Raw genomic sequence first — 22,240 nt, forward strand, 5'->3', positions numbered from 1 at the left:
TCGCACCGCCTCTGCGAACCCGTTTCAGGCTCGCGAAGGCGGCATGGCCAAGGCCTGGGCGCGCTTGACACATTTTCGTAAAGCCCCGATAGACGGGCCAACGCCCCCAACACTCTTCGTCCCGCCCGGCGCGCCCGGGCCGCGCCCCGGAGCCCGGGTTCATGAATGGTTTTGCGCTGGCGGCCAGTGGTCGTCCGATCCTGACGCAAGCACGAAACCTCAAGGGCCTCCCTAGCTCCGCGCGCGCAACCGGCCGCAGTCTCCGCTCATGAAGAAATCCGCATCCCTCGCCATCGTCGGTCGGTCCTGCCGACTCCCCGGGGCGAACGACGTCGACGCATTCTGGAACCTGCTTTCCGAAGGCCGCTGCGCGGTCACCGAGATCGGCGAAGATCGCTGGAGCCACGCGCGCTACCTGCATCCGCGCAAGGGCGAGCCCGGCAAGACCTACACCTTCGCGGCCGGCGTGCTGGACGACATCTGGGGTTTCGATCCCGCCGCCTTCGGCATTTCGCCGCGCGAAGCGGAGCAAATGGACCCGCAGCAGCGGCTTTCGCTGCAACTCGTCTGGGAAGCTCTCGAAGACGCAGGCATTCCACCCTCGTCGATCGCGAATACCGAGACCGGCGTCTATGTCGGCGCCTCGGCGCTCGACTATGGAAACCGCGTGATCTTCGATCCGGGTTCGGCCGATGCGTACTTCGCGACCGGAAATACGCTGTCTATCGTATCAAATCGTATTTCATATATTTACGACTTGCACGGTCCGAGCTTCACCGTCGACACCGCCTGCTCGTCGTCTCTGGTCGCCCTCGACGAAGCGGTCGCGGCGCTCCGGTCGGGACGCATCGAGCGCGCCATCGTGGTCGGCGTTTCGATCCTCGCGAGCCCGTTCCCGTTCATCTCCTTCGCGCAGGCGACGATGCTGTCGCCGCGCGGCCGCTGCCACGCGTTCGACGCGAGCGGCGACGGCTACGTCCGCGCCGAGGGCGGCGTGGCGATGATCCTGGAGCGCGCCGACGTCGCGCGCGCCGCCAGGCGCCCGATGCGCCTGATGATCGCGGCCTCCGGCGTGAATTCCGACGGCCGCACGGTCGGCATGTCGCTGCCGTCGCCGGAAGCGCAGCTCGGCTTGCTCGAGCGCGTCTATGAGGAAGCCGGGATCGATCCGGACAGCCTCGCCTTCATCGAGGCGCACGGCACCGGCACGCGCGTCGGCGACCCGGCGGAGGCGAGCGCCATCGGCGCGGCCGTCAAGCGCCGGACCATCGGCCCGCTGCCGATCGGCTCGGTCAAGACCAATGTCGGCCATCTCGAGCCCGCCTCGGGCCTCGTCGGCCTGCTGAAGACCGATCTCGCGCTCGAGCACGACCTGCTGCCGGCGAGCCTGCACGTCACCGAGCTCAATCCCGACATCCCGTTCGACGAGCTGAAGCTGCACGTCGCCACCGAGGCCGTGCCGCTGCCGCGCGGCGCCCGGCCACGCTACGCCGGCGTCAACTCGTTCGGCTTCGGCGGCACCAACGCCCACGTCATCGTCTGCGACCCGACGCCGGAGGACCGCGCAGGCCGCGCCGCGCCGCGCGTCGTAGAGGCCGAAGGCCGCACGCCGATTCTCGCGCTCTCGGCCCGCTCGCGCGAGGCGCTGTCGGAGCTCGCGGGCGCCTATTCCAGCCTGCTCGAAGGCCGCGACGCCGCCGGCGCCCGCCACATCGCCAAGAGCGTCGCCGCGACCCGCGATCTGCTCCCGCGCCGCGTCGTGCTCGAAAACGACGACCCGACGACCTGGAGCGCGACGCTCGCAGCCATCGCCGAAGGCGGCGACGCCAAGGACGCGACGATCGACCAGGCGGTCGGCCGCGACGCTCCGGTCGCTTTCGCCTTCTCCGGCAACGGCTCGCAGTGGCCCGGCATGGGCCGCAGGCTGCACGCCCAGAACGCGGCGTTCCGCGCCAGGATCGACGAGATCGACCAGCGCTTCGGCGCGATCGCCAAATGGTCGATCAAGGACGCGCTGTTCGCCGACGACCTGCCGGAGCGGCTGCGGCGCGCCGAGACCGCGCAGCCCCTGATGTTCGCGGTTCAGGTCGCGACGACGGCGGCGCTTGCGGCTGACGGTCTCGTGCCGGACATGGTGCTTGGCCACTCCGTCGGCGAAGTCGCCGCAGCCGCGGCCTCCGGAGCGCTGTCGCTCGAACAGGCCGTGCAGGTCGTGCACTCGCGCTCGGTCCACCAGGAGATCGCCTGGAAGGCCGGCGGCATGGCCGCCGTGCTGCAGTCGCCGGAGGAAGTCCGCGCGCTGATCCGTGACGGCGGCTTCCTGAACATCGAGATCGCCGCCATCAACAGCGAGCGCTCCGTGACGATCTCGGGCTCCGAGACCGAGATCAAGGAGCTCAGCCGCTTCGCCCGCACCAGGCGGGTGCCGGTGCGCGTGCTCGACATCGACTATCCGTTCCACACCGGCCTGATCGACGGCGTGAAGGGCCCGCTGCTCGCGGACCTCGGCGGCCTGCAGCCCGGCGCGACGCTGCGCCCCTTCGTGTCGAGCGTGTTCGGCCGCACGGTCGAGGGCGGCGAGCTCGGCGCCGACTACTGGTGGGCGAACGTCCGCCGCCCGGTGGTGTTCTCCGACGCCGTCGCCGCCGCGATCGCGGAAGGCGCGCGCGTGTTCGTCGAGATCGGCCCGCGGCCGGTGCTCCAGACCTATCTGTCGGACTGCGTCGCCGCGGCCGAGATCACGGGCGGCGTGCTGTCCTGCGACGATCATGGCCCGGGCGAGCACGACCCGATCCGGCGCGCCGTGACGCGCGTCATCGCCAAGGGCGGCCGCGTCGACCGCGACCTCGCCTTCGGCAAGCTCGACGGCCCGGCCGTCCGTCTGCCGACCTACCCCTGGCAGAACGCCTCCTTCGCCGTCGGCACCACCGCGGAAGCCCAGTCGCTCTACCGCGGCTACGACCAGCACCCGCTGATCGGCTCGCGGCTGCGCGCCGACGCCGACGAGTGGACGGTCCACCTCGATCCCGCGTCCTCGCCGCTGCTGGCCGACCACAAGGTCGGCGGCCGGGTGATCGTGCCGGGCGCGGCGCTTGCTGAAATGGCGCTCGCCGCAGGCCGCGCCTGGCTCGGGGCCGACGTCGTCGAGCTCTCCGATTTCGAGATCCCGCACGCGCTGACGCTCGACGCCGAGACGATGTCTGAGGTGCGCACCCGCATCTCGCCGGAAAGCCGCACGGTCGAGATCATGAGCCGTCCGCGCCTGCGCGACGACGGCTGGATCATGCATGCGAGCGGCCGTATCGCGCCGCCGCCGACGGTCGCCGCCACGACGCCGGCGACGCCGGCGCATGAGGGCGAGGTCTTCCGCGCCGCCGACATCTATGCGCAGTCGGAAAAGCACGGACTGGGCTTCGGCCCGGCGTTCCGCGCGGTCGACCACGTCGTGCGCTACGGACCGGACCGGCTGTCGGTGCGCCTGCTGGCGGAAGCCGACCGCAAGGGCGCCCGAGATGCGCGATACGGACTTCACCCCGCTGACTTCGACGCCTGCTTCCATTCGCTGCTGACGCTGTTCGGCGCGCATGGCGACCGGCCCGACGTCACCTATCTGCCGATGCGGTTCGGCTCGCTCCGGCTGCTGAAGCCGGGCGTCTCGATCGTCGGCGCCGAGATCGTGGTGAAGCGGTTGAGCCCGCGCTCGATTGACGCCACCTTCACGCTAGTCGACGCTGACGGCGGCGTGGTCGCGGTGCTCGCCGATGCGCGCTTCCGCGCCGTCACCCTCTCGCGCAAGACGCCGCTCGACCGGCTCGCCTACCATTATGCGCCCGCGCTGGTCGGGCCCTCCGGCGACGCGTCGGAACCCGCAGCCGTCACCGCCGAAGAACTCGCAAAGCGCGCCGGGGCTCTCGGCCTCGCCGCGGAAGGCGAGAGCGAGCGGCCTGAGGACGACCTGCTGCTCGAGGCTTTCGCGATCGCGCTCGCGCACCAAAGCCTCCTTGGCCTGTTCGGCCGCGGCCGCCAGGGCTCCGTCGCCCAGCTCTTGAAGCGCGGCCGCCTCGCAGCGGCGTCCGCGCCGCTCGCGAACAGCCTGCTCGGCCTGCTTGAACATCAGGGCCACGCGACGCTCGAGGGCGACGTCTGGACGATCGCGGCCAAGACCGGCCTGCCGACGCCGACCGAAATCCTGCGCACCGTCATCGCCGACTACCCGGACCGCGGCGCGGAATGCGTGCTCGCGACCCGCGCGGCGACCCTGCTGCCGAAGGCGCTCAAGAACGGCCCGCTCGCGACCGCCTATGGCGCGGCGACCCTCGCCCACGCCGGCGGCGCCTCGCCGCTGACGGCGAGCGGCGCGCACGCGGTCTCGGAGTTCGTCAAGGACATCGTCGCGAAGGCGCCGGCCGACCGGCCGATCCGTATTCTCGAACTGTCGGCCGGCTCGGGCGTGCTGACCCGCAAGCTCGCGGCTCTCGCGACCGACCCGCGCGTGACGCTCACCGTCACCGATCCGGACGCGACGGTCGCCGAGCGGCTGCGATTCGCCTTCGCGACGCTGCCGAACGTCTCGGTCGAACAGTTCGACCCGCGCGCCGACAGCGCGGACGCGAACCGCTTCGACCTCGTGGTCGGTTCGCTCGCCTGGGGCTCGGCGCTCGCCGCCCCCGACAGCGTGCGTCGGCTCGCCGCGCGCATCGCCGACGGCGGCCTGCTGGCGTTCGGGTCGCTGGAGCCGACGCCGTTCCTCGACGTCGTGTTCGGCGTCCAGGCCGACTGGTTCGAGCGCTCGGCGTCCGAGGACTTCCCGATCGGCGGCGCGCGCTCCTCCGCTGACTGGGCGCACGACCTCGGCGACGCCAGGCTTTCCGACCATGTGATCGTCGGCCTCGCCGGCGCCCGCTCGCCGGCCAGCCTCGTGCTCGCCGCCAAGCGCCGCCGCGGCGCCGCCGTCGAAGACTCCCAGACTGTGACCGCGCCCGTCGTGCTGACGGCGGAGGCCTCAGGCGCGACCGCCGGGCTCGCGCTCGCCGTCGCTCGCGCGATCGAGGGTCTCGGTCGCCCGGTCACCGTGAAGAGCACCGCGCCTGTCGCCAAGCTCACCAACGGCGAGGGCGACGGGAGCGCCAACGGCCACGCCGCCGGCGCCGACGCGCTCTGGGGCGGACCGGTCGATCTCGGCCTCGCCATGCCCGCCAAGAACGCGACCGGCGCATCGGCCGACATCGTCGCCGTGTTCGACCAGTCTGCGGGCGCGCTCTCCGCGGCCACGGCCGAACGTTCGGGACGGCTGCTGTCGCTCGCCCGGGCGGCGCATGAATTCTCCGCGCGGCTCTGGGTGGTCGCTCCGGGCGCGCTCGGCGGCACGGTCGACCACGGCGTCGACCGCCCGGAACAGGCGGCGCTCGCGGGCTTCCTGCGGGTCGTCCGCAACGAGCTTCGCGGCGTCGACATCCGCCTTCTCGACGTCTCCGCCTCGCTCGGCGACGAAGCCGGCGGCCGCGCCGTCGCGGCCGAACTCGCGGCGCCTCGCGCCGACGTCGAGCTCTCGATCTCGGCCGACGGCGTCGTCGCGCCGCGGCTGCGGCCGGGCCTGCCCGAGTTCCCGTCCGCCGTCCCGGAGTCCGGAGAGAAGTGGGTCGCCGCGCTTGAATCCGGCAAGGAAGGCGGCCTCGACGACCTGTCCTGGCGTCCGGCGCCGGCGCTCGCTCCTGCTGCGGGCGACGTCGCTATCGACGTCTCCGCGGTCGGCCTCAACTTCCGCGACGTGATGTGGGCTCTCGGCCTGCTCCCGGAAGAGGCGCTGGAGGACGGCTTCGCCGGTCCCGGCCTCGGCATCGAATGCGCAGGCGTCGTCTCGGCCGTCGGTCCGGGCGTCACCCGCTACAAGATCGGCGACCGCGTCGTCGCCTTCGCGTCGGGCGCCTTTGCCTCGCGCGTGGTGACGTCGGAGACCGCCGTCGCCCCGCTGCCGGACTCGATCACGTTTGAGGAAGGCGCGACGATTCCCGTCTGCTTCCTCACCGCCTATTACGCGCTCCACCACCTCGCGCAGATCAAGCGCGGCGAGTGGGTGCTGATCCATGGCGGCGCCGGCGGCGTCGGCCTTGCGGCGCTCCAGATCGCTCTGTGGCGCGGCGCCAAGGTGATCGCGACCGCGGGCTCCGACGAGAAGCGCGACCTGCTGCGCGCGCTCGGCGCGACCCACGTGCTGTCGAGCCGCAGCCTCGAATTCGTCGACGAGGTGAAGACCCTCACCGGCGGCCACGGCGTCGACGTGGTGCTGAACTCGCTGTTCGGCGAGGCGATGGAGCGTTCCTTGAGCGTGCTCCGTCCGTTCGGGCGCTTCCTCGAGCTCGGCAAGCGCGACTACTACGCCAACAGCCGTCTGGGCCTGCGGCCGTTCCGCCGCAACATCAGCTATTTCGGCATCGACGCGGACCAGCTGCTGATCCACCGCAGCGACCTCGGCCAGCGCCTGTTCGGCGAGTGCATGAAGCTGTTCGGCAAGGGCGTGTTCGCGCCGCTGCCGTATCGCGCCTATCATGCCGGCGAGATCCGCGACGCGTTCCGGCTGATGCAGCAGTCCGGCCATGTCGGCAAGATCGTGGTGCGGCCGCTCGATCCCGCCGAGCTCGGCGAGACCGCGCCGCCCCGGTTCCGGGCGGCGGAAGGCGCGCATGTGCTCGTCGGCGGGCTCGGCGGCTTCGGCCTCGCGACGGCCGAATGGCTCGTCGCGAACGGCGCCTCGAAGATCGCGCTGATCGGCCGCTCGGGCGCTTCGAGCCAGGCGGCGCAGGACGGGGTCGCTCGTCTCGAAGCCGCCGGCGCGACGGTGAAGGTGTTCGCCTGCGACGCGGCCGACGAAGTCGCGCTCGACAAGGCGCTGAAGGAGACGCGCAAGGACCTCGGCCCGATCGGCGGCGCGTGGCATGTCGCCATGGTGCTCGACGACGCGCTGCTGCTGAATCTCGACGAGCCCCGCTTCGAGGCCGTGCTGCGTCCGAAGATCGACGGCGCCCACGCGCTCGACAGGCTGACGCGCAGCGACAAGATCGGCCAGTTCGTCGTCTATTCGTCAGCGACGACGGTGATCGGCAATCCCGGCCAGTCAAACTACGTCGCGGCCAACATGTGGCTCGAATCGCTGATGCGCGTCCGCCGCAAGGCGGGCCTGCCGGGCCTCGCCATCGCATGGGGCGCGCTCGGGGACGTCGGTTACCTCGCCCGCACCGGCGACGTGAAGGAGAAGATCCAGAAGCGTCTGGGCTACGCCACCCTGTCGGGCGACGAAGCGCTCGAGGGCCTGGGCCGCGTGCTCGCGCATGACGATCTCCGGCTCGAGACCGCGGCGATCACGATCGCCCCGCTCGACTGGGGCGCGGCGCGGCGCGACCTCGCCTTCCTCGCCTCGCCGATGTTCGCGCAGGTCGTGGCCGGCGCGGAGATGGGCCCGCAGGACACCGTCGAGCAGATCGACCTCGCGGCGCTCGTGCGCGGCAAGGACGCCCGCGAGGCGCGCGACATCGTCGCCGAGATCCTCGCCGGCGAGGTCGGGCGCATCCTGAAGCTGCCGGCGAAGGAGATCTCGCCGCAGCGGCCGCTCGCCGAACTCGGCATGGATTCCCTGATGGGCCTCGAGCTGCGCATGAGCGTGGAGCGCCGCTTCGACATCGAGCTGCCGCTGGTCGCGATCGGCGACTCGACGACGCTGACGACGATCGCCCAGTCGATCGTGAGCCGCATCCACGAGCCGGACGCTGCGGCCGACTCGGGCGCGGTGAACGCCGACCTCGTCCACCGTCACATCGCCGACGACGTCGACCATGAGGATCTGGCGGAGTTCAGCGAAGCAGTGGAGGCCCGGCGGGCGACGCTCGGGCATGTGACCCGATGAGCGGACGACGAGGCATCGGAGCGCTCTCGCGCTCGGCGAAGGACGGCATCCTCGGCGCGCTGCGCCAGACGCCGAAGCCGGAGGGACGCATCGAGGTCGCGCCGACGCCGCGGCCGGCCCGCAAGCGCAACGACAAGTTCGCGGACTTCCCGGAGCTGAAGGACCTCAAGACCCAGCAGGCGGTCGCCGATCTGCTGGGGGTGGCGAACCCGTTCTTCCGCGAGCACGACGGCTGCGCAGGCGCCACCACCGACATCGACGGCAAGACCCACATCAACTTCGCGTCCTACAACTATCTGGGGCTGAACGGCCATCCGGCGGTCGCCGCGGCCGCCAAGGCCGCGATCGACAAATACGGCGTCTCGGTCTCCGCAAGCCGCCTGGTGGCCGGCGAGCGGCCGATCCATCGCGAGCTCGAGCGCCGGATCGCCGACTATTACGGCGTCGAGAGCGCGGTGGTGTTCGTATCCGGACACGCCACCAACGTCGCTGCGATCGGCCATCTGCTGCGGCCGAAGGACCTCGTGATCTACGATTCGCTCGCGCACAACTCGATCGTGGTGGGCGCGGCGCTGTCGGGCGCGACGCGCCGGTTGTTCCCGCACAACGACCTCGACGGGCTGGAGGAGATCCTCATCCAGCACGCCCATTCCCACGAGCGCGTGCTGGTCGCGGTCGAGGGTCTCTACAGCATGGACGGAGATTTCCCCGATCTCGCCCGCCTCGTGAAGCTGCGCGACCGCTATGGCTTCTGGCTGATGGTCGACGAAGCCCATTCGCTCGGCGTTCTGGGCAAGACCGGTCGCGGCGTCTCGGAGGAGTGCGGCGTCGACCCGCGCGAGATCGACATCTGGATGGGCACGCTGTCGAAGACGCTGTCGGGCTGCGGCGGCTTCATCGCGGGCTCGGCCGCGCTCGTGGAATATCTCAAATTCACCGCCCCGGGCTTCGTCTATTCGGTCGGCATGCCGCCCGCGGTCGCGGCCGCCGCGATCGCCTGCTTCGACCTTCTCGACCAGGAGCCGGAACGAGTCGCAAAGCTCCGCGCCAACGGCGTCCGTTTCGTCGAGAAGGCGAGGGAAGCGGGACTCGACACAGGTTCCAGCACCGGGCTCGCGATCGTGCCGGTGATGGTCGGCGATTCGCTCCGCGCCGTGCATCTTTCCAACCGTCTGCTGGAGCGCGGCGTCAACGCGCTGCCGATCGTCCATCCGGCGGTGCCGGAGCGCTCGGCGCGGCTGCGCTTCTTTATAACCGCCGACCACACCTTCGAGCAGATCGACGAAGCGGTGGCGGTGACGGCGGAAGAGCATGCGGGGTTGGCGAAAGCGGGGTTCGGCATCAAGATGGCCGCCGCCCTCGCCAAAGCGACCCGGCCGAGCTGACCGCTTGAGAAACGCATTGAAGGACGTAGCGCGGACGGTCGATATCCGGCCGGTCGCATCGAAGCGGGACGTCAAGCCGTTCTGGCGCGCCGCGCTTGTCGCCCAGGGTGACGACCCGGCCTACGCGCCGCCGCTGCTGAAAGAAACCTACGACGTCCTGACGCCCGGCTGCACGCCGTTCGCGCGGGAGAACGACGGCCAGGCATGGGTCGCGTTCCGCGACGGCCGCCCGGTCGGCCGCATCTACGCGGTCAAGAACAACGCTCATCTCAAGAAATACGACGACGCCACCGGACAGTTCGGCTTCCTCGAGGCGATCGACGACGACGTGGTCTGGGACGCCCTGTTCGCCACGGCCTCCGACTTCGCCCGGGCCCGCGGCCTCTCACGTCTCGCCGGCCCTTTCAGCGCTTCGATCAATCACGAATGCGGGCTGCTCGTCGAAGGTTACGGCGTTCCCTCGACGACCCACACCAACTACGCGCCGCCCTATTACGCCCGGCAGCTCCAACGGCTCGGCTTCATTCCGGTCAAGGACATCGTCGGCTATGAGGGCCGTCTCGCCGACAGCAGGCTTCCGGAGCGCGTCGCCGCTATCCGGGGGAAGTGGAGCGGCTCCGCCGACCTGACCTTGCGCCGGGCCCAGGGGCCAACCGCGGTCGCGGAGCTGAACGACGTCTACAACGACGCCTGGTCCGTGAACTGGGGCTCATCGCCGGTCTCGCAGGAGGAGGCGCGCTTCCTCGCCGAACTCGCGCAGCAGATTCTGCCGCCGGACTGGACCACGCTCGCCGACTGGAAGGGCGAGCCGATCGGCGTGCTGTGCATGGCGCCGGATCTGAACGAGGCGGTCCGCGATCTCGGCGGCAAGCTGCTTCCCTTCGGCTGGGCCAAGCTGATCTGGCGGCTGAAGGTGACAGGGGTCTCGCGGGCGCGCGTCCCGATCATCGGCGTCCGCCGCGCCTGGCGCGGCACCCGCGTCGGCGCGATGGCCGCCGCGGCATTGCTCGCGGACGCCGTCGAGAAGGCGAGCAAGGCGGGTTGCGAGCGACTTGAGGTCAGCTGGATGCTCGAGGACAACCGCTCGGTCCTCAACCTCGTCCGCAGCATGCCGGCCACGCGCTCCAAGGTGTGGCGCATCTTCGAGAAAACGCTCTAAAGGGACCGGCGCCGCCGGTTACGGCTATTCTGCTCGTGGCCGCCTGACGTCCTCCCCGAAGGGGTAGGTGGGCGCCGGCGATCGCTCCTCCGCATATTGGTTCGGAATTCAGGGCGCGCCGGCCATAGCGTCCTTCCCGACCGGCGTCCGGCTCCAAGCCGAAATGTTTCTTCTCAAGAATTATTTTTTCCACCACATTGACGATAGGGACGCTGGCGGATAGCGTCAGGGTTCAAGGCCTTGCGCCGCCCCCTCCTGACCGGAGCTTCACGCCGATGTGCGGGATCGTCGGACTTTTCCTGAAAGATAAGTCGCTTGAGCCCAAGCTCGGCGAGATGCTGAGCCAGATGCTCGAGGTGATGACCGACCGCGGGCCGGACTCCGCGGGCTTCGCGGTCTATGGCGCGAGCGAGCCGGGCCGCGTGAAGCTGACGCTGCGGGCTCCCGAGGGCTACGACTTCGCCGCGCTCAAGGAGACGCTTGGCGGCGACGCCCAGCTGACCGAGCGCGAGACGCATGCGGTGCTGTCCGTGCCGGAGGCGTCCGTCGACGGGGTGAAGGCGAAGATCGCGGCGATCGCGCCCGAGGTGACGGTCGTCGGCGCCGGCGCCAGCATGGAGCTTTACAAGGAAGTCGGCCTGCCGCGCGACGTCGCCGGCCGCTTCAAGCTCGCCCAGATGTCGGGCAGCCACGGCATCGGCCACACCCGGATGGCGACGGAGAGCGCTGTGACCACCAACGGCGCGCACCCGTTCTCGACGGGCGACGACCAGTGCCTCGTGCACAATGGTTCGCTCTCGAACCACCGCGGCGTGCGCCGCGAGCTCGAGCGCCAGGGCGTTACGGTCAAGACTGACAACGACAGCGAAGTCGCCGCCGGTTACCTGACCTGGCGCATGAGGGAAGGCCGTTCGCTCGGCGAGGCGCTAGAAGACAGCCTCGACGACCTCGACGGCTTCTACACCTTCGTGGTCGGGACGGAGACCGGCTTCGGCGTGCTGCGCGACCCGATCGCCTGCAAGCCCGCCGTCATGGCCGAAACCGACGAATATGTCGCCTTCGGCTCCGAATACCGCGCGCTCGCCGGCCTGCCCGGCATCGAGAACGCCCGCGTGTGGGAGCCGGAACCCGCGAAAGTCTATTTCTGGGACCGCGCGGCCGCCTGAAAAACAGAACGAGAGGGGGACGCCGTCTCATGAACGCGGGTACGCAAACCCATGCGGTTGATCTCGCACGCTCAAGCGTGCGCGAACTGAACGCGACGCTGCATGCGCTTAAGGAAGGCTCTAACGCGTCGCTCTGGCGCGTCGCCAATCCCGGCGGCCTTCACGCCATCGCCGCCGGCCTCGACGCGCCGGTCACGGTCGAGGTGGACGGTCCCGTCGGCTATTACTGCGGCGGGATGAACAAGCAGGCGACGATCCTGATCCGGGGCTCCGCCGGCGTCGGAGTCGCCGAGAACATGATGTCCGGCCTCGTCCAGGTCGAAGGCGACGCCAGTCAGGCCGCCGGCGCGACCGCGCATGGCGGAGCGCTGATCATCGGCGGCAACGCGGCGGCGCGGTGCGGCATCTCGATGAAGGGCATCGACATCGTCGTGAAGGGCTCGGTCGGCCATATGTCGGCCTTCATGGCCCAGGCCGGCACGCTCACCGTGTTCGGCGACGCCGGCGAAGCGCTCGGCGACTCCATCTACGAAGCGCGGCTCTACGTGCGCGGCTCGGTGACGAGCCTCGGCGCGGACTGCATCGAGAAGGAGATGCGCGACGAGCACAAGGCGCAACTGTTCGAGCGCTTCAAGCTGGCGGGCGTCGACGGCGAGATCGATCCGAGCGAGTTCAAGCGCTACGGCTCGGCGCGTCAGCTCTACCACTTCCACGTCGACAACGCGTCGGCCTACTGAGGCGGCCATGAACGAGCACATCAAGCCCCCCGCCGCGCCGCGCACCCTGCCGCGCGAATCCGCGACCTTCGACGCCTACACGATGTCGGAGATCCGCCGCGCCGCCGCGACCGGAATCTACGACATCCGCGGCGCCGGCGCGAAACGCAAGGTTCCGCATTTCGACGACCTGCTGTTCCTCGGCGCCTCGATGTCGCGCTACCCCCTCGAGGGCTATCGCGAGCGTTGCGGAACCGACGTCGTGCTCGGCACACGCTTCGCCAAGAAGCCGATCCATCTCAAGATCCCGATCACGATCGCCGGCATGAGCTTCGGCTCGCTGTCAGGCCCGGCCAAGGAAGCGCTCGGCCGCGGGGCGACAGCGATGGGAACCTCGACCACGACCGGCGACGGCGGCATGACTCAGGAGGAGCGCGGCCACAGCCAGACGCTCGTCTACCAGTACCTCCCGTCGCGCTACGGCATGAACCCCGACGACATCCGCAAGGCCGACGCGATCGAAGTGGTCGTCGGCCAGGGCGCCAAGCCCGGCGGCGGCGGCATGCTGCTCGGCCAGAAGATCTCTCCGCGCGTCGCCAAGATGCGTACGCTGCCCGAGGGGATCGACCAGCGCTCGGCCTGCCGCCATCCGGACTGGACCGGACCGGACGACCTCGAGATCAAGATCGAGGAGCTGCGCGAGATCACCGACTGGGAGAAGCCGATCTACGTGAAGGTCGGCGCCGCCCGCCCCTATTACGACACCGCGCTGTCGGTGAAGGCCGGCGCCGACGTCATCGTCGTCGACGGCATGCAGGGCGGCACCGCGGCCACCCAGGAAGTCTTCATCGAGAACGTCGGCATCCCGACGCTCGCCGCTGTCCGCCAGGCGGTGAAGGCGCTGCAGGACCTTGGCATGCACCGCAAGGTGCAGCTCATCGTCTCCGGCGGCATCCGGAACGGCGCGGACGTCGCGAAGGCGCTGGCGCTCGGCGCGGACGCGGTCGCGATCGGAACCGCGGCCCTCGTCGCTCTCGGCGACAACGACCCGCAGTGGGAGAGCGAATACGAGGCGCTCGGCACCCGCGCCGGCGCTTATGACGACTGGCACGAAGGCCGCGACCCGGCCGGCATCACCACGCAGGACCCCGAGCTGATGAAGCGGCTCGATCCGGTCCGGGCCGGGCGGCGGCTCGCCAACTACCTCGCCGTGATGACGCTCGAAGCTCAGACCATCGCGCGCGCCTGCGGCAAGAGCCACGTCCACAATCTCGAGCCGGAAGACCTCGTCGCCCTGACGATCGAGGCGGCGGCGATGGCGCAAGTGCCGCTCGCCGGCACCAACTGGGTGCCCGGCCAGGACGGGCGCTTCTGACGACGGGGCGAGCGGGCGGTCTTCGCCGGCTCGAAGATGACCTCGTCCTCCGGCGGCCTCCCCCGCCGGAGGACGCCTAGCGTGAACGTCGAGGGCGAGAACGCCGCGGCGCGTGCCAACCATCGAGCCCCGCGGGGGGCCTTTAGGGGACATCAGATGGCGACGGATCTTGCGAAGGCCGCGAAAGAGCGTGGGATCAAGTACTTCCTGATCTCCTATACAGACCTGTTCGGCGCGCAGCGCGCCAAGCTGGTTCCGGCCGCGGCGATCGCCGGCATGCAGAAGTCCGGCGCCGGCTTCGCGGGTTTCGCGACCTGGCTCGACATGAGCCCCGCCGACAGCGACCTGTTCGCCAAGCCCGATCCGGAAAGCCTGATCCAGCTGCCGTGGAAGCCGGAAGTCGGCTGGCTCGCCGCCGATCTGTTCATGGACGGCAAGGAGGTCGAGCACGCGCCGCGCAACCTGCTCAAGCGCCTGATCGGCAAGGCCGCCGATCGCGGCTGGGAGATGAAGTCCGGCGTCGAATGCGAGTTCTTCCTGACGACCACCGACGGCCAGGCGATCAGCGACCCTTCCGACACGCATGAGAAGCCCTGCTACGACCAGCAGGCGCTGATGCGCCGCTACGACGTCATCACCGAGATCTGCGACGCCATGCTCGCGCTCGGCTGGGGCCCGTATCAGAACGATCATGAGGACGCGAACGGCCAGTTCGAGATGAACTGGAACTTCGGGCCCGCGCTGCAGACCGCCGATCAGCACGCCTTCTTCAAGTTCATGACGAAGTCGGTGGCCGAGAAGCACGGCCTGCGCGCCACCTTCATGCCGAAGCCGTTCATGAACCTCACGGGCTCCGGCTGCCACGCGCATGTCTCGCTGTGGAAGGGCAAGACCGCGCTGTTCGAGGACGAAAGCGGCGAGCTCGGCGTGTCCGCCCTCGGCTACAGCTTCATCGGCGGCCTGATCCATAACGCAGACGCCATCTGCGCCATGACCAACCCGACCGTGAACTCCTACAAGCGCATCAACGCTCCGCGCACGACCTCCGGCGCCACCTGGGCGCCCAACAGCGTCACCTACACCGGCAACAACCGCACCCACATGATCCGGATCCCCGATCCCGGCCGCTTCGAGCTGCGCCTGCCGGACGGGGCGGCGAACCCCTATCTGCTCCAGGCCGCGCTGCTCGCGGCCGGGCTCGACGGCATCGACAACAAGCGCGATCCCGGCCAGCGGCTCGACATCAACATGTATGTCGACGGCCACACGGTGAAGGATTGCAAGAAGCTGCCGCTCAACCTGTTCGACGCGCTGCGGGCCTTCGAAGCCTCCTCGGTGCTCAAGGAGCAGCTCGGCGACGAGTTCGTGACGGCGTTCGCGAAGCTCAAGACGGTCGAGTGGAACGCCTATGCGCGCCACCTGACCCAGTGGGAGCGCGACAACACGCTCGACTGCTGAACGCCCTCACCGGCCGTTCTGGAAGGCGCGCAGCGGGCGAAACCCGCCGCGCGCCTTTTTCTTGCGTCCGGCGCGGGAGCCGCGCGTCCTGAAGCAGGGGGCTGTCGGATCACGACAAGCAGGCGCGCTGCATCACGACCATAATCTGCCTTCAAAACGGGCGCCGTCGCCGATCGTGCATTTCCGCCGGCGCTGCGGCGCCGCCGGAGCGCGCGCCGAAGCCGCTTCGCGAGCCCAAGACCGCAATCGCGGCCGGACTAGAGCGGCTCCAATGCATCTCCCGCAGTAGTTGTCGGAAGATGACGCCCCGACAGAATGCACGACCCATATTTGGGCGACGCAAAACTCGTCGAAAAACCGGCGCTTATTCGTCCTGTGCAGGGCGAGATGCTGGCGTGATAACTACTTCTTAAGACCTTTCGATCTGTCCAATAATGAGCACAGTATATCAAAATCTTTGCTATATACTCAGTGTGGCAATTTAGCATCTACTCTGATTATCAAAGGCTTCGCCTAAAAATCAGGCTAGACTTCCGGGGGTGTTGGGCCGATTTTGGCGATCAACCGCCTGAGCGTACTGATAAATCGGGGAACTAATATGAAGAGAATTGCCGGACTTGCTCTTTCGACGCTGGTTGGCGTCGCGGCTGGTGGCATGATGGTCGGGGCGGCTTCCGCCGCTGACCTTGCTGCGCCGGAGCCGATCGTCGAAGCTTCCGTCACGCCGGTGTGGGACATCGCGTTCGGCGTCAAGCTGACCAGCGACTACGTGTTCCGCGGCATCACCAACAGCAAGGGCAACCCGGCTGTTCAGGGCTACGCCGAACTCCAGGCTTTTGACTGGATCTACGCCGGCATCTGGAGCTCGAGCGTCGACTTCTCCAGCAAGTACGGCTACTCCGACCCGTCTTCGGAAGTCGACCTGTACGGCGGCTTCCGCCACACCTGGGATTACTTCTCGCTCGACATCGGCGGCCTGTACTACTGGTACCCGGGCGAAAAGGGTCCGGCTCGCGAGACCGACTACTGGGAAATCTTCGCCAAGCCGTCCTTCACCTTCGGCGGCCTGAGCATCGGACCGACGGTCTACTGGACCAGCGACTTCGTCAACACGAGCGCGAACGCGACCTACCTCTCCGGCGTCGCCAAGTACACCTTCGCGCTGGACAGCCAGCCTGATCTGTCCTTCTACGTGTCCGGCGAGTTCGGCAAGCAGTGGGTCGAGCGCACCAAGTACAACCTCGGCATCGACTACCTGTCGTGGAACGCTGGCGGCGGCGTCACCTACAAGGCCGTCACGCTCGACCTGCGTTACAGCGGCGCGGACCTCAAGAAGCGCGAGTGCACCCCGCAGGGCTTCGGCCTCAAGAGCTGGTGCGGCGATCGCTTCATGGCGAGCCTCTCCTTCGACACCTCGCTCAACAAGCTGAAGTAAGCTTCTCCGAGCGAACGGTCTGAATGCGAACGCCGCGCTCGAAAGAGCGCGGCGTTTTCGTTTGCGGTCGGACTTGCCGCCAGAGCGTATGGCGACGTCTTTATAGACGCGGAAGCCCTTTGGGCCGGCAATCGCCGGCCTTCTGAACTCTGCGGGGCGACCGCCGCCGCTTTGGCCCGGCCGTCCGGCCCGGGACGGGTCAGCTCTTCAGCTTGGCGTTGCACTGCGAATAATAGCCGCCGCCCTTCTGGATCCACTTCAGGTCGCCATTGCCGCCGCTGTCCTTGTTCGCGCGGTACTGGTCCACGCAGGTGTGGAGTCGGGCCCGGCCGGGGGACTCGCTCGCATACTTCGCTGAGATCTCCGACGGGAAGGCCACCTTTCCGGACGGCGCCGTCGCCTTGACGGCGGGGGCGCCCTTTTCGGTCGACGTCTTGGTCGCCGATTTTGCGGGATCCGACGTCTTGCCCGGAACCTCGTCCGGCACGGCGGCGGCCGCCTCCGCAGTCGACGCGTCGTCGTCGCCGCACTGGGCCTTGCGGAAGTCGGCCCATTTCTGGCCGTTCAGCGTGTTGGCCTGCTTGGCGGACTGATACTTGGCGCCGCATTCCTTCATTGTGAGCGCCGAGGCCGGCGACGCACAGGCGAGCGCTGTGGCGAGCGCCGTTGCGGAACAGATCGTGAGAGTGCGGATCATTGGCATGTGTCTCCTCATGCGGCCCCGCGCGGCTGCTGCTCGCGTCGGCGTGATAGAATCCATGCCGAATTGAGGCGGACTTGCGGCGGACCGCGCCAGCTTTTCGGCTGATGTCCTCGGGGCGTCCCACCAATCCAGGCCGCGCCAGGCGACCTGGGACGGAAGGCAAAAAGAAAGGGCGCGCTCCAGCGGAACGCGCCCCTCCTCGGCCAGTATCGTTATCGTATCAGAAGAAGCCGAGCTTCTTCGCGCTGTAGCTGACCAGCATGTTCTTGGTCTGCTGGTAGTGGTCGAGCATCATCTTGTGCGTCTCGCGTCCGATGCCGGACTGCTTGTAGCCGCCGAACGCCGCGTGCGCCGGATAGGCGTGGTAGCAGTTGGTCCAGACGCGACCGGCCTGGATGCCGCGGCCGAAGCGGTAGGCGCGGGTGATGTCCCGGGTCCAGATGCCGGCGCCGAGGCCGTAGAGCGTGTCGTTCGCGATCGACATCGCGTCTTCGTCGTCCTTGAACGTCGTGACCGAGAGCACCGGGCCGAAGATCTCCTCCTGGAAGATCCGCATCTTGTTGTGACCCTTGAACACCGTCGGCTTCACATAGAAGCCGCCGGCGAGTTCGCCTTCGAGCTCGTTGCGGCCACCGCCGGCGAGCAGCTCCGCGCCCTCCTGCTTGCCGATGTCGATGTAGCTCAGGATCTTCTCGAGCTGCTCGCTGGAGGCCTGCGCGCCGACCATGGTCGAGGAGTCGAGCGGGCTGCCGAGCTTGATGGCTTCGACGCGCTTGAGCGCCTTCTCCATGAAGCGGTCGTAGATCGACTCATGGATCAGCGCGCGGCTCGGGCAGGTGCAGACTTCGCCCTGGTTGAGCGCGAACATCACGAAGCCCTCGATCGCCTTGTCGAAGAAGTCGTCGTCCTCGGCCGTCACGTCGGAGAAGAACACGTTCGGCGACTTGCCGCCGAGCTCCAGCGTGACGGGGATCAGGTTCTGGCTGGCGTACTGCATGATGAGACGGCCGGTCGTCGTCTCGCCGGTGAAAGCGATCTTGGCGATCCGGTTGGAGGAAGCGAGCGGCTTCCCGGCTTCCAGGCCGAAGCCGTTGACGACGTTCAGCACGCCCTCGGGCAGGATGTCGCCGATCAGCTCCATCAGCACCATGATCGAGGCCGGGGTCTGCTCGGCGGGCTTCAGCACGACGCAGTTGCCGGCCGCGAGCGCAGGCGCGAGCTTCCAGACCGCCATCAGGATCGGGAAGTTCCACGGAATGATCTGGCCGACGACGCCGAGCGGCTCGTGGAAGTGGTAGGCGACGGTGTCGTGGTCGATCTCTGAGAGCGACCCTTCCTGCGCCCGCAGACAGCCGGCGAAATAGCGCCAGTGATCGATTGCGAGCGGGATGTCGGCGGCCATCGTTTCGCGGATGGGCTTGCCGTTGTCCCAGGTTTCGGCGAGCGCGATGACGTCGAGGTTCTGCTCCATCACGTCGGCGATCTTGAGCAGCATGCTGGCGCGCTCCGCCGGCGCGGTGCGGCCCCAGGCGTCCTTGGCCTTGTGCGCGGCGTCGAGGGCGAGGTCGACGTCCTCCTTCTGCGATCGGGCGATCTCGCAGATCTTCCTGCCCGTGATCGGGCTGGTGTTCTCGAAGTACCGACCGCCGACCGGCGCGACGAACTTTCCGCCGATGAAGTTGTCGTAGCGCTCCTTGAAGGGCGCGCGCGTGAAGGCTTCCATGCGTTCTGGCTTATTCATTGATTCCTCCCAGAATCCTTGTCGCTATCAAGCGCAACGTCGCAGCCTTCGTGCCAGAGCGCGACCACATCTCCGTGAACCTATGCTGCGGTGCGGGAAGTCACTGCTGCGAAACGACTGCGCCAGGGGCCATGCTGGTCCGCAGGACGGATGCGGTGGACTCCTCCGCCGTTCCGGGTCAACAGTGTCGCCGGCAGCGACGATGAGCGCTGCGACAGGTGTCGCTGATTGCGACGACGGGACGATGACGCCGATGGAGCCCTCCGCTCCGCGCACCGACCTGATGCGGGCGCGCCATGATTTCTTCGACAGGGGCGCCGAGCCGACCGGCTTGCGAAGCGCGATCCTGCGCTCGTGGCGGCGCTGCGCCGAACGCGGCTTCGACGCCCATTCCGACCCGCGGATCGAGCCGGTGGGCTCGACGGCGCTCCGCGAGCTGCATGAACGCAACGAACGGCTGATCCGCCTCTGCCGGCCGCAGATCGAGACGCTGGCCCGGGAGGCCCGCGACGTCGGCGGCCTCGTCATCCTGACAGACGGCGCCGGACTGGTTCTGGACGCGCTCGGCGACGCGGAGTTCGCAGGCAAGGCCGCCGGGGTCGCGCTGAAGCCGGGCGTCAAATGGGCCGAGGCGTCGACCGGCACCAATGCTATCGGCGCCGCGCTGGTCGAGCGTCGCGCCGTCGAGGTCCGCGGCGCCGAGCACTTCTTCGACGCGCACCGCATCCTGACCTGCGCCGCCGCGCCGATCTTCGATCCCCGGGGCGCGATGGTGGGCGCGCTCGACATTTCCGGCGCCTCCGCCGCGCCGCATCGGCCCGCGGTCGCGATGATCCGCCTCGGCGTCGACCAGATCGAGCATCGCATGTTCGACGACGGCTTCGCCGGCTGCGAGGTGGTCAGGCTGCACGCCGACCCCGCGCTGCTCGGCACCCCTCAGGAGGGGGTGCTTGTGTTCGACGGCGCCCGGCTGGTGGCCGCAAACCGCCATGGCCTCAGCCTGCTCAAGCTCGACTGGAACGCGCTCGGCGCGCGCTCGTTCGGCGATCTGTTCGACGCCGGCCGCATCGCCGGAGAAGGCCGCATTCTCAGCCGTTCCGGCGCAGCGCTGCATCTCCGCCGCGATCCGCCGGCGCCCGCGGCGCGCCCCGCGATCGTCCCGAAACCGTCTGCGCCCGAGCCGATCTTCGACGCCGCCACCCGGTCCAATCTGGTCCGCGCCGCGCGTCTGGTCGACGGCGACGTGCCGATCCTGATCCAGGGCGAGACCGGCTCGGGCAAGGAGATGTTCGCCCGCGCCGTCCACGGCCTCAGCGCCCGCAGTCAGAAACCGTTCGTCGCCGTGAACTGCGCGGCGCTGCCGGAAGGGCTGATCGAGGCGGAGCTGTTCGGCTATGAGCACGGCGCCTTCACCGGGGCGCGGCGCGCCGGCTCCAAGGGACTGCTGCGCGAGGCCGACGGCGGCGTGCTGTTCCTCGACGAGATCGGGGACATGCCGCTGCTGCTACAGGCGAGGCTTCTGCGCGTGGTGCAGGATCGCGAGGTGACCCCGCTGGGCGGCGGCAAGCCGGCGCCGATCGACATCCGCCTGATCTGCGCGACGCACCGGGATCTCGCCGGGCTCGTCGGGTCCGAAACCTTCCGGCCCGACCTCTATTTCCGTCTTGCGCAATTCACCTTCGCACTGCCGCCGTTGCGGACGCTGGCGAACCGGCGCGACGTCATCCAGGCGCTCTGGCGCGGGCTGCCGCGCGACGGTCGGACGCTTGGGGCCGACGCGCTCGACGCGATGGCGGCTTACGATTGGCCCGGCAACCACCGCGAGCTCGCAGGCGTGCTGAAAGCCATGATCGCGCTCTCCGAGCCCGGCGAGACGCTGTCCGCCGACCTGCTTCCGTCTCCCGTGATGCGCAACGCCCGGATGTCGGAGGCCCCCCCCATCGAGAACGGCGGCGGGCTCGAAGCCTTCGCGCGCGAGGCGATGCTCGCCACGATCGAGGCCTGCCACGGCAATGTCGCCGCCGCCGCCCGCAAGCTCGGCGTCAGCCGCTCCACGCTCTACCGAAGGGCGCTTGGCGGCAGGGGATAGGCGCTCCCCTCTCGCCGGGGGCGAGGCGACGTCAGCGCCGCGCGTGCTGCTGTCGCTGCGGCTTAGGGCGATGGCCCGGCTGCTTGCACCAGACGCGATCGAACCTTGCGTTGCCTGCGTCGGGGGCGCGGCCCATATCGCGGTGGCGGCGCCGGGAGCGCGACAGGCGAACAGAGCCCACGCGAGCCGCCGCATCGAAAACGGAGATATCCACCATGAGCACCACCAACGCCTCGGCGTCCGGCCAATTCACGCTCGGCGATCACACCGTCAACCGCCTCGGCTTCGGCGCGATGCGCGTCACCGGCGACGGCGTCTGGGGCGAGCCCCGGGATCGCGACGAGGCGCTCAAGACGCTGCGCCGCCTTCCCGAACTCGGCGTCAACTTCATCGACACCGCCGACAGCTACGGCCCGGAGGTCAGCGAGAACCTGATCGCCGAAGCGCTCAAGCCGTATAAGGGGCTGCTGATCGCGACCAAGGGCGGCCTCACCCGCCACGGACCGCAGATCTGGGCGCCTGTGGGGCGGCCGGAATATCTGCGCCAGTGCGTGCTGATGAGCCTGCGCCGGCTCGGCGTCGAGCGGATCGATCTGTGGCAGCTCCACCGGATCGACCCGAAGACGCCGCGCGACGAGCAGTTCGGCGTGATCCGCGACATGCAGAAGGAAGGCCTGATCGCGCATGTCGGCCTGAGCGAGGTCAGCGTCGAGGAGATCAAGGCCGCTCAGAAGTTCTTCACCGTCGCGACGGTCCAGAACCGCTACAACCTCGTCGACCGCACCAGCGAGGCGGTGCTCGACTTCGCGGAGAAGGCTGGCATCGGCTTCATCCCGTGGTTCCCGCTGGCTGCGGGCGACCTTGCCAAGCCCGGCTCGGTGCTCGATTCGATCGCGAAGAAGATCGGCGCCTCGCCGAGCCAGGTCGCCCTCGCCTGGGTGCTGAAGCGCAGCCCGGTGATGCTTCCGATCCCCGGCACCGGCAAGGTCAAGCATCTCGAGGAGAACGTCGCCGCCGCGGCGATCACGCTCTCCGACGAAGACTTCGCCGCTCTCGACGAGCAGGGCAAGGCGGCGTTCAAAAAGGCGGCCTGAGGCGCGCCCGATCCGTCCTCGC

General features: G+C 68.9%; 12 protein-coding genes. 10 read left to right on the plus strand and 2 right to left on the minus strand.

Annotated elements, in window-relative coordinates; genetic code table 11:
• Window positions 1-268 precede the first annotated feature (268 nt).
• The 8 genes from PKE75_RS01300 to PKE75_RS01335 all read left to right on the plus strand — a co-directional run bounded on the left by PKE75_RS01300 (window position 269) and on the right by PKE75_RS01335 (window position 16,591).
• The gene (locus tag PKE75_RS01300; RefSeq protein ID WP_271166881.1) at window positions 269-7,897 is read left to right on the plus strand and encodes a type I polyketide synthase; all 7,629 of its coding nucleotides are present in this window, start codon (window positions 269-271) and stop codon (window positions 7,895-7,897) included.
• Window positions 7,894-9,282 (plus strand): aminotransferase class I/II-fold pyridoxal phosphate-dependent enzyme, encoded by a 1,389-nt coding sequence (locus PKE75_RS01305; RefSeq protein WP_271166882.1) that lies wholly within the window; start codon window positions 7,894-7,896, stop codon window positions 9,280-9,282. Before PKE75_RS01300 ends, PKE75_RS01305 begins: the two co-directional genes overlap by 4 nt.
• A 16-nt stretch (window positions 9,283-9,298) precedes the next feature.
• Window positions 9,299-10,441, plus strand: coding sequence for a hypothetical protein (locus PKE75_RS01310; protein ID WP_271166883.1), 1,143 nt, complete (start codon window positions 9,299-9,301; stop codon window positions 10,439-10,441).
• Between the two features lie 275 nt (window positions 10,442-10,716).
• A complete protein-coding gene (locus PKE75_RS01315) occupies window positions 10,717-11,607 on the plus strand; it encodes a class II glutamine amidotransferase (protein WP_271166884.1) in 891 nt (296 codons plus the stop codon).
• Window positions 11,608-11,636: 29 nt separating this feature from the next.
• The gene (locus PKE75_RS01320) at window positions 11,637-12,344 is read left to right on the plus strand and encodes a GltB/FmdC/FwdC-like GXGXG domain-containing protein (protein ID WP_271166885.1); all 708 of its coding nucleotides are present in this window, start codon (window positions 11,637-11,639) and stop codon (window positions 12,342-12,344) included.
• A 7-nt stretch (window positions 12,345-12,351) separates the two neighbouring features.
• On the plus strand, window positions 12,352-13,698 hold the full coding sequence (locus PKE75_RS01325) for an FMN-binding glutamate synthase family protein (RefSeq protein WP_271166886.1): 1,347 nt from the start codon (window positions 12,352-12,354) through the stop codon (window positions 13,696-13,698).
• Between the two features lie 156 nt (window positions 13,699-13,854).
• Window positions 13,855-15,156, plus strand: coding sequence for a type III glutamate--ammonia ligase (gene glnT, locus PKE75_RS01330; protein WP_271166887.1), 1,302 nt, complete (start codon window positions 13,855-13,857; stop codon window positions 15,154-15,156).
• 598 nt (window positions 15,157-15,754) lie between these two features.
• Window positions 15,755-16,591, plus strand: coding sequence for a TorF family putative porin (locus PKE75_RS01335; protein ID WP_271166888.1), 837 nt, complete (start codon window positions 15,755-15,757; stop codon window positions 16,589-16,591).
• 199 nt (window positions 16,592-16,790) lie between these two features.
• On the opposite strand, the gene PKE75_RS01340 is transcribed toward PKE75_RS01335, so the two are convergent.
• Both PKE75_RS01340 and adh read right to left on the minus strand, forming a co-directional pair.
• Window positions 16,791-17,288 carry a hypothetical protein gene (locus PKE75_RS01340; protein ID WP_271166889.1) on the minus strand — a complete coding sequence of 166 codons (498 nt, stop codon included), beginning with the start codon at window positions 17,286-17,288 and terminating at the stop codon, window positions 16,791-16,793.
• 226 nt (window positions 17,289-17,514) lie between these two features.
• Entirely contained in the window at window positions 17,515-19,035 is a 1,521-nt protein-coding gene (gene adh, locus PKE75_RS01345) for an aldehyde dehydrogenase (protein ID WP_271166890.1), read from the minus strand.
• 202 nt (window positions 19,036-19,237) lie between these two features.
• Between adh and PKE75_RS01350 the strand changes: the two genes are divergently transcribed.
• Window positions 19,238-21,124, plus strand: a complete 1,887-nt coding sequence (locus PKE75_RS01350) for a sigma-54-dependent Fis family transcriptional regulator (protein ID WP_309298792.1) — start codon at window positions 19,238-19,240, stop codon at window positions 21,122-21,124.
• A 215-nt stretch (window positions 21,125-21,339) separates the two neighbouring features.
• A complete protein-coding gene (locus PKE75_RS01355) occupies window positions 21,340-22,218 on the plus strand; it encodes an aldo/keto reductase (RefSeq protein ID WP_271166891.1) in 879 nt (292 codons plus the stop codon).
• Window positions 22,219-22,240 lie beyond the last annotated feature (22 nt).

It is taken from the genome of Hansschlegelia plantiphila (assembly GCF_027922265.1).
Lineage (GTDB): Bacteria > Pseudomonadota > Alphaproteobacteria > Rhizobiales > Methylopilaceae > Methylopila > Methylopila plantiphila.

Excerpts from the sequence above, each read along its gene's own strand:
- PKE75_RS01300 (WP_271166881.1), top strand. The coding sequence starts at position 269 with ATGAAGAAATCCGCATCCCTCGCCATCGTCGGTCGGTCCTGCCGACTC.
- PKE75_RS01305 (WP_271166882.1), top strand. The coding sequence starts at position 7,894 with ATGAGCGGACGACGAGGCATCGGAGCGCTCTCGCGCTCGGCGAAGGAC.
- PKE75_RS01315 (WP_271166884.1), top strand. The coding sequence starts at position 10,717 with ATGTGCGGGATCGTCGGACTTTTCCTGAAAGATAAGTCGCTTGAGCCC.
- PKE75_RS01320 (WP_271166885.1), top strand. The coding sequence starts at position 11,637 with ATGAACGCGGGTACGCAAACCCATGCGGTTGATCTCGCACGCTCAAGC.
- PKE75_RS01325 (WP_271166886.1), top strand. The coding sequence starts at position 12,352 with ATGAACGAGCACATCAAGCCCCCCGCCGCGCCGCGCACCCTGCCGCGC.
- glnT (WP_271166887.1), top strand. The coding sequence starts at position 13,855 with ATGGCGACGGATCTTGCGAAGGCCGCGAAAGAGCGTGGGATCAAGTAC.
- PKE75_RS01335 (WP_271166888.1), top strand. The coding sequence starts at position 15,755 with ATGAAGAGAATTGCCGGACTTGCTCTTTCGACGCTGGTTGGCGTCGCG.
- PKE75_RS01340 (WP_271166889.1), bottom strand. The coding sequence starts at position 17,288 with ATGATCCGCACTCTCACGATCTGTTCCGCAACGGCGCTCGCCACAGCG.
- adh (WP_271166890.1), bottom strand. The coding sequence starts at position 19,035 with ATGAATAAGCCAGAACGCATGGAAGCCTTCACGCGCGCGCCCTTCAAG.
- PKE75_RS01350 (WP_309298792.1), top strand. The coding sequence starts at position 19,238 with ATGAGCGCTGCGACAGGTGTCGCTGATTGCGACGACGGGACGATGACG.
- PKE75_RS01355 (WP_271166891.1), top strand. The coding sequence starts at position 21,340 with ATGAGCACCACCAACGCCTCGGCGTCCGGCCAATTCACGCTCGGCGAT.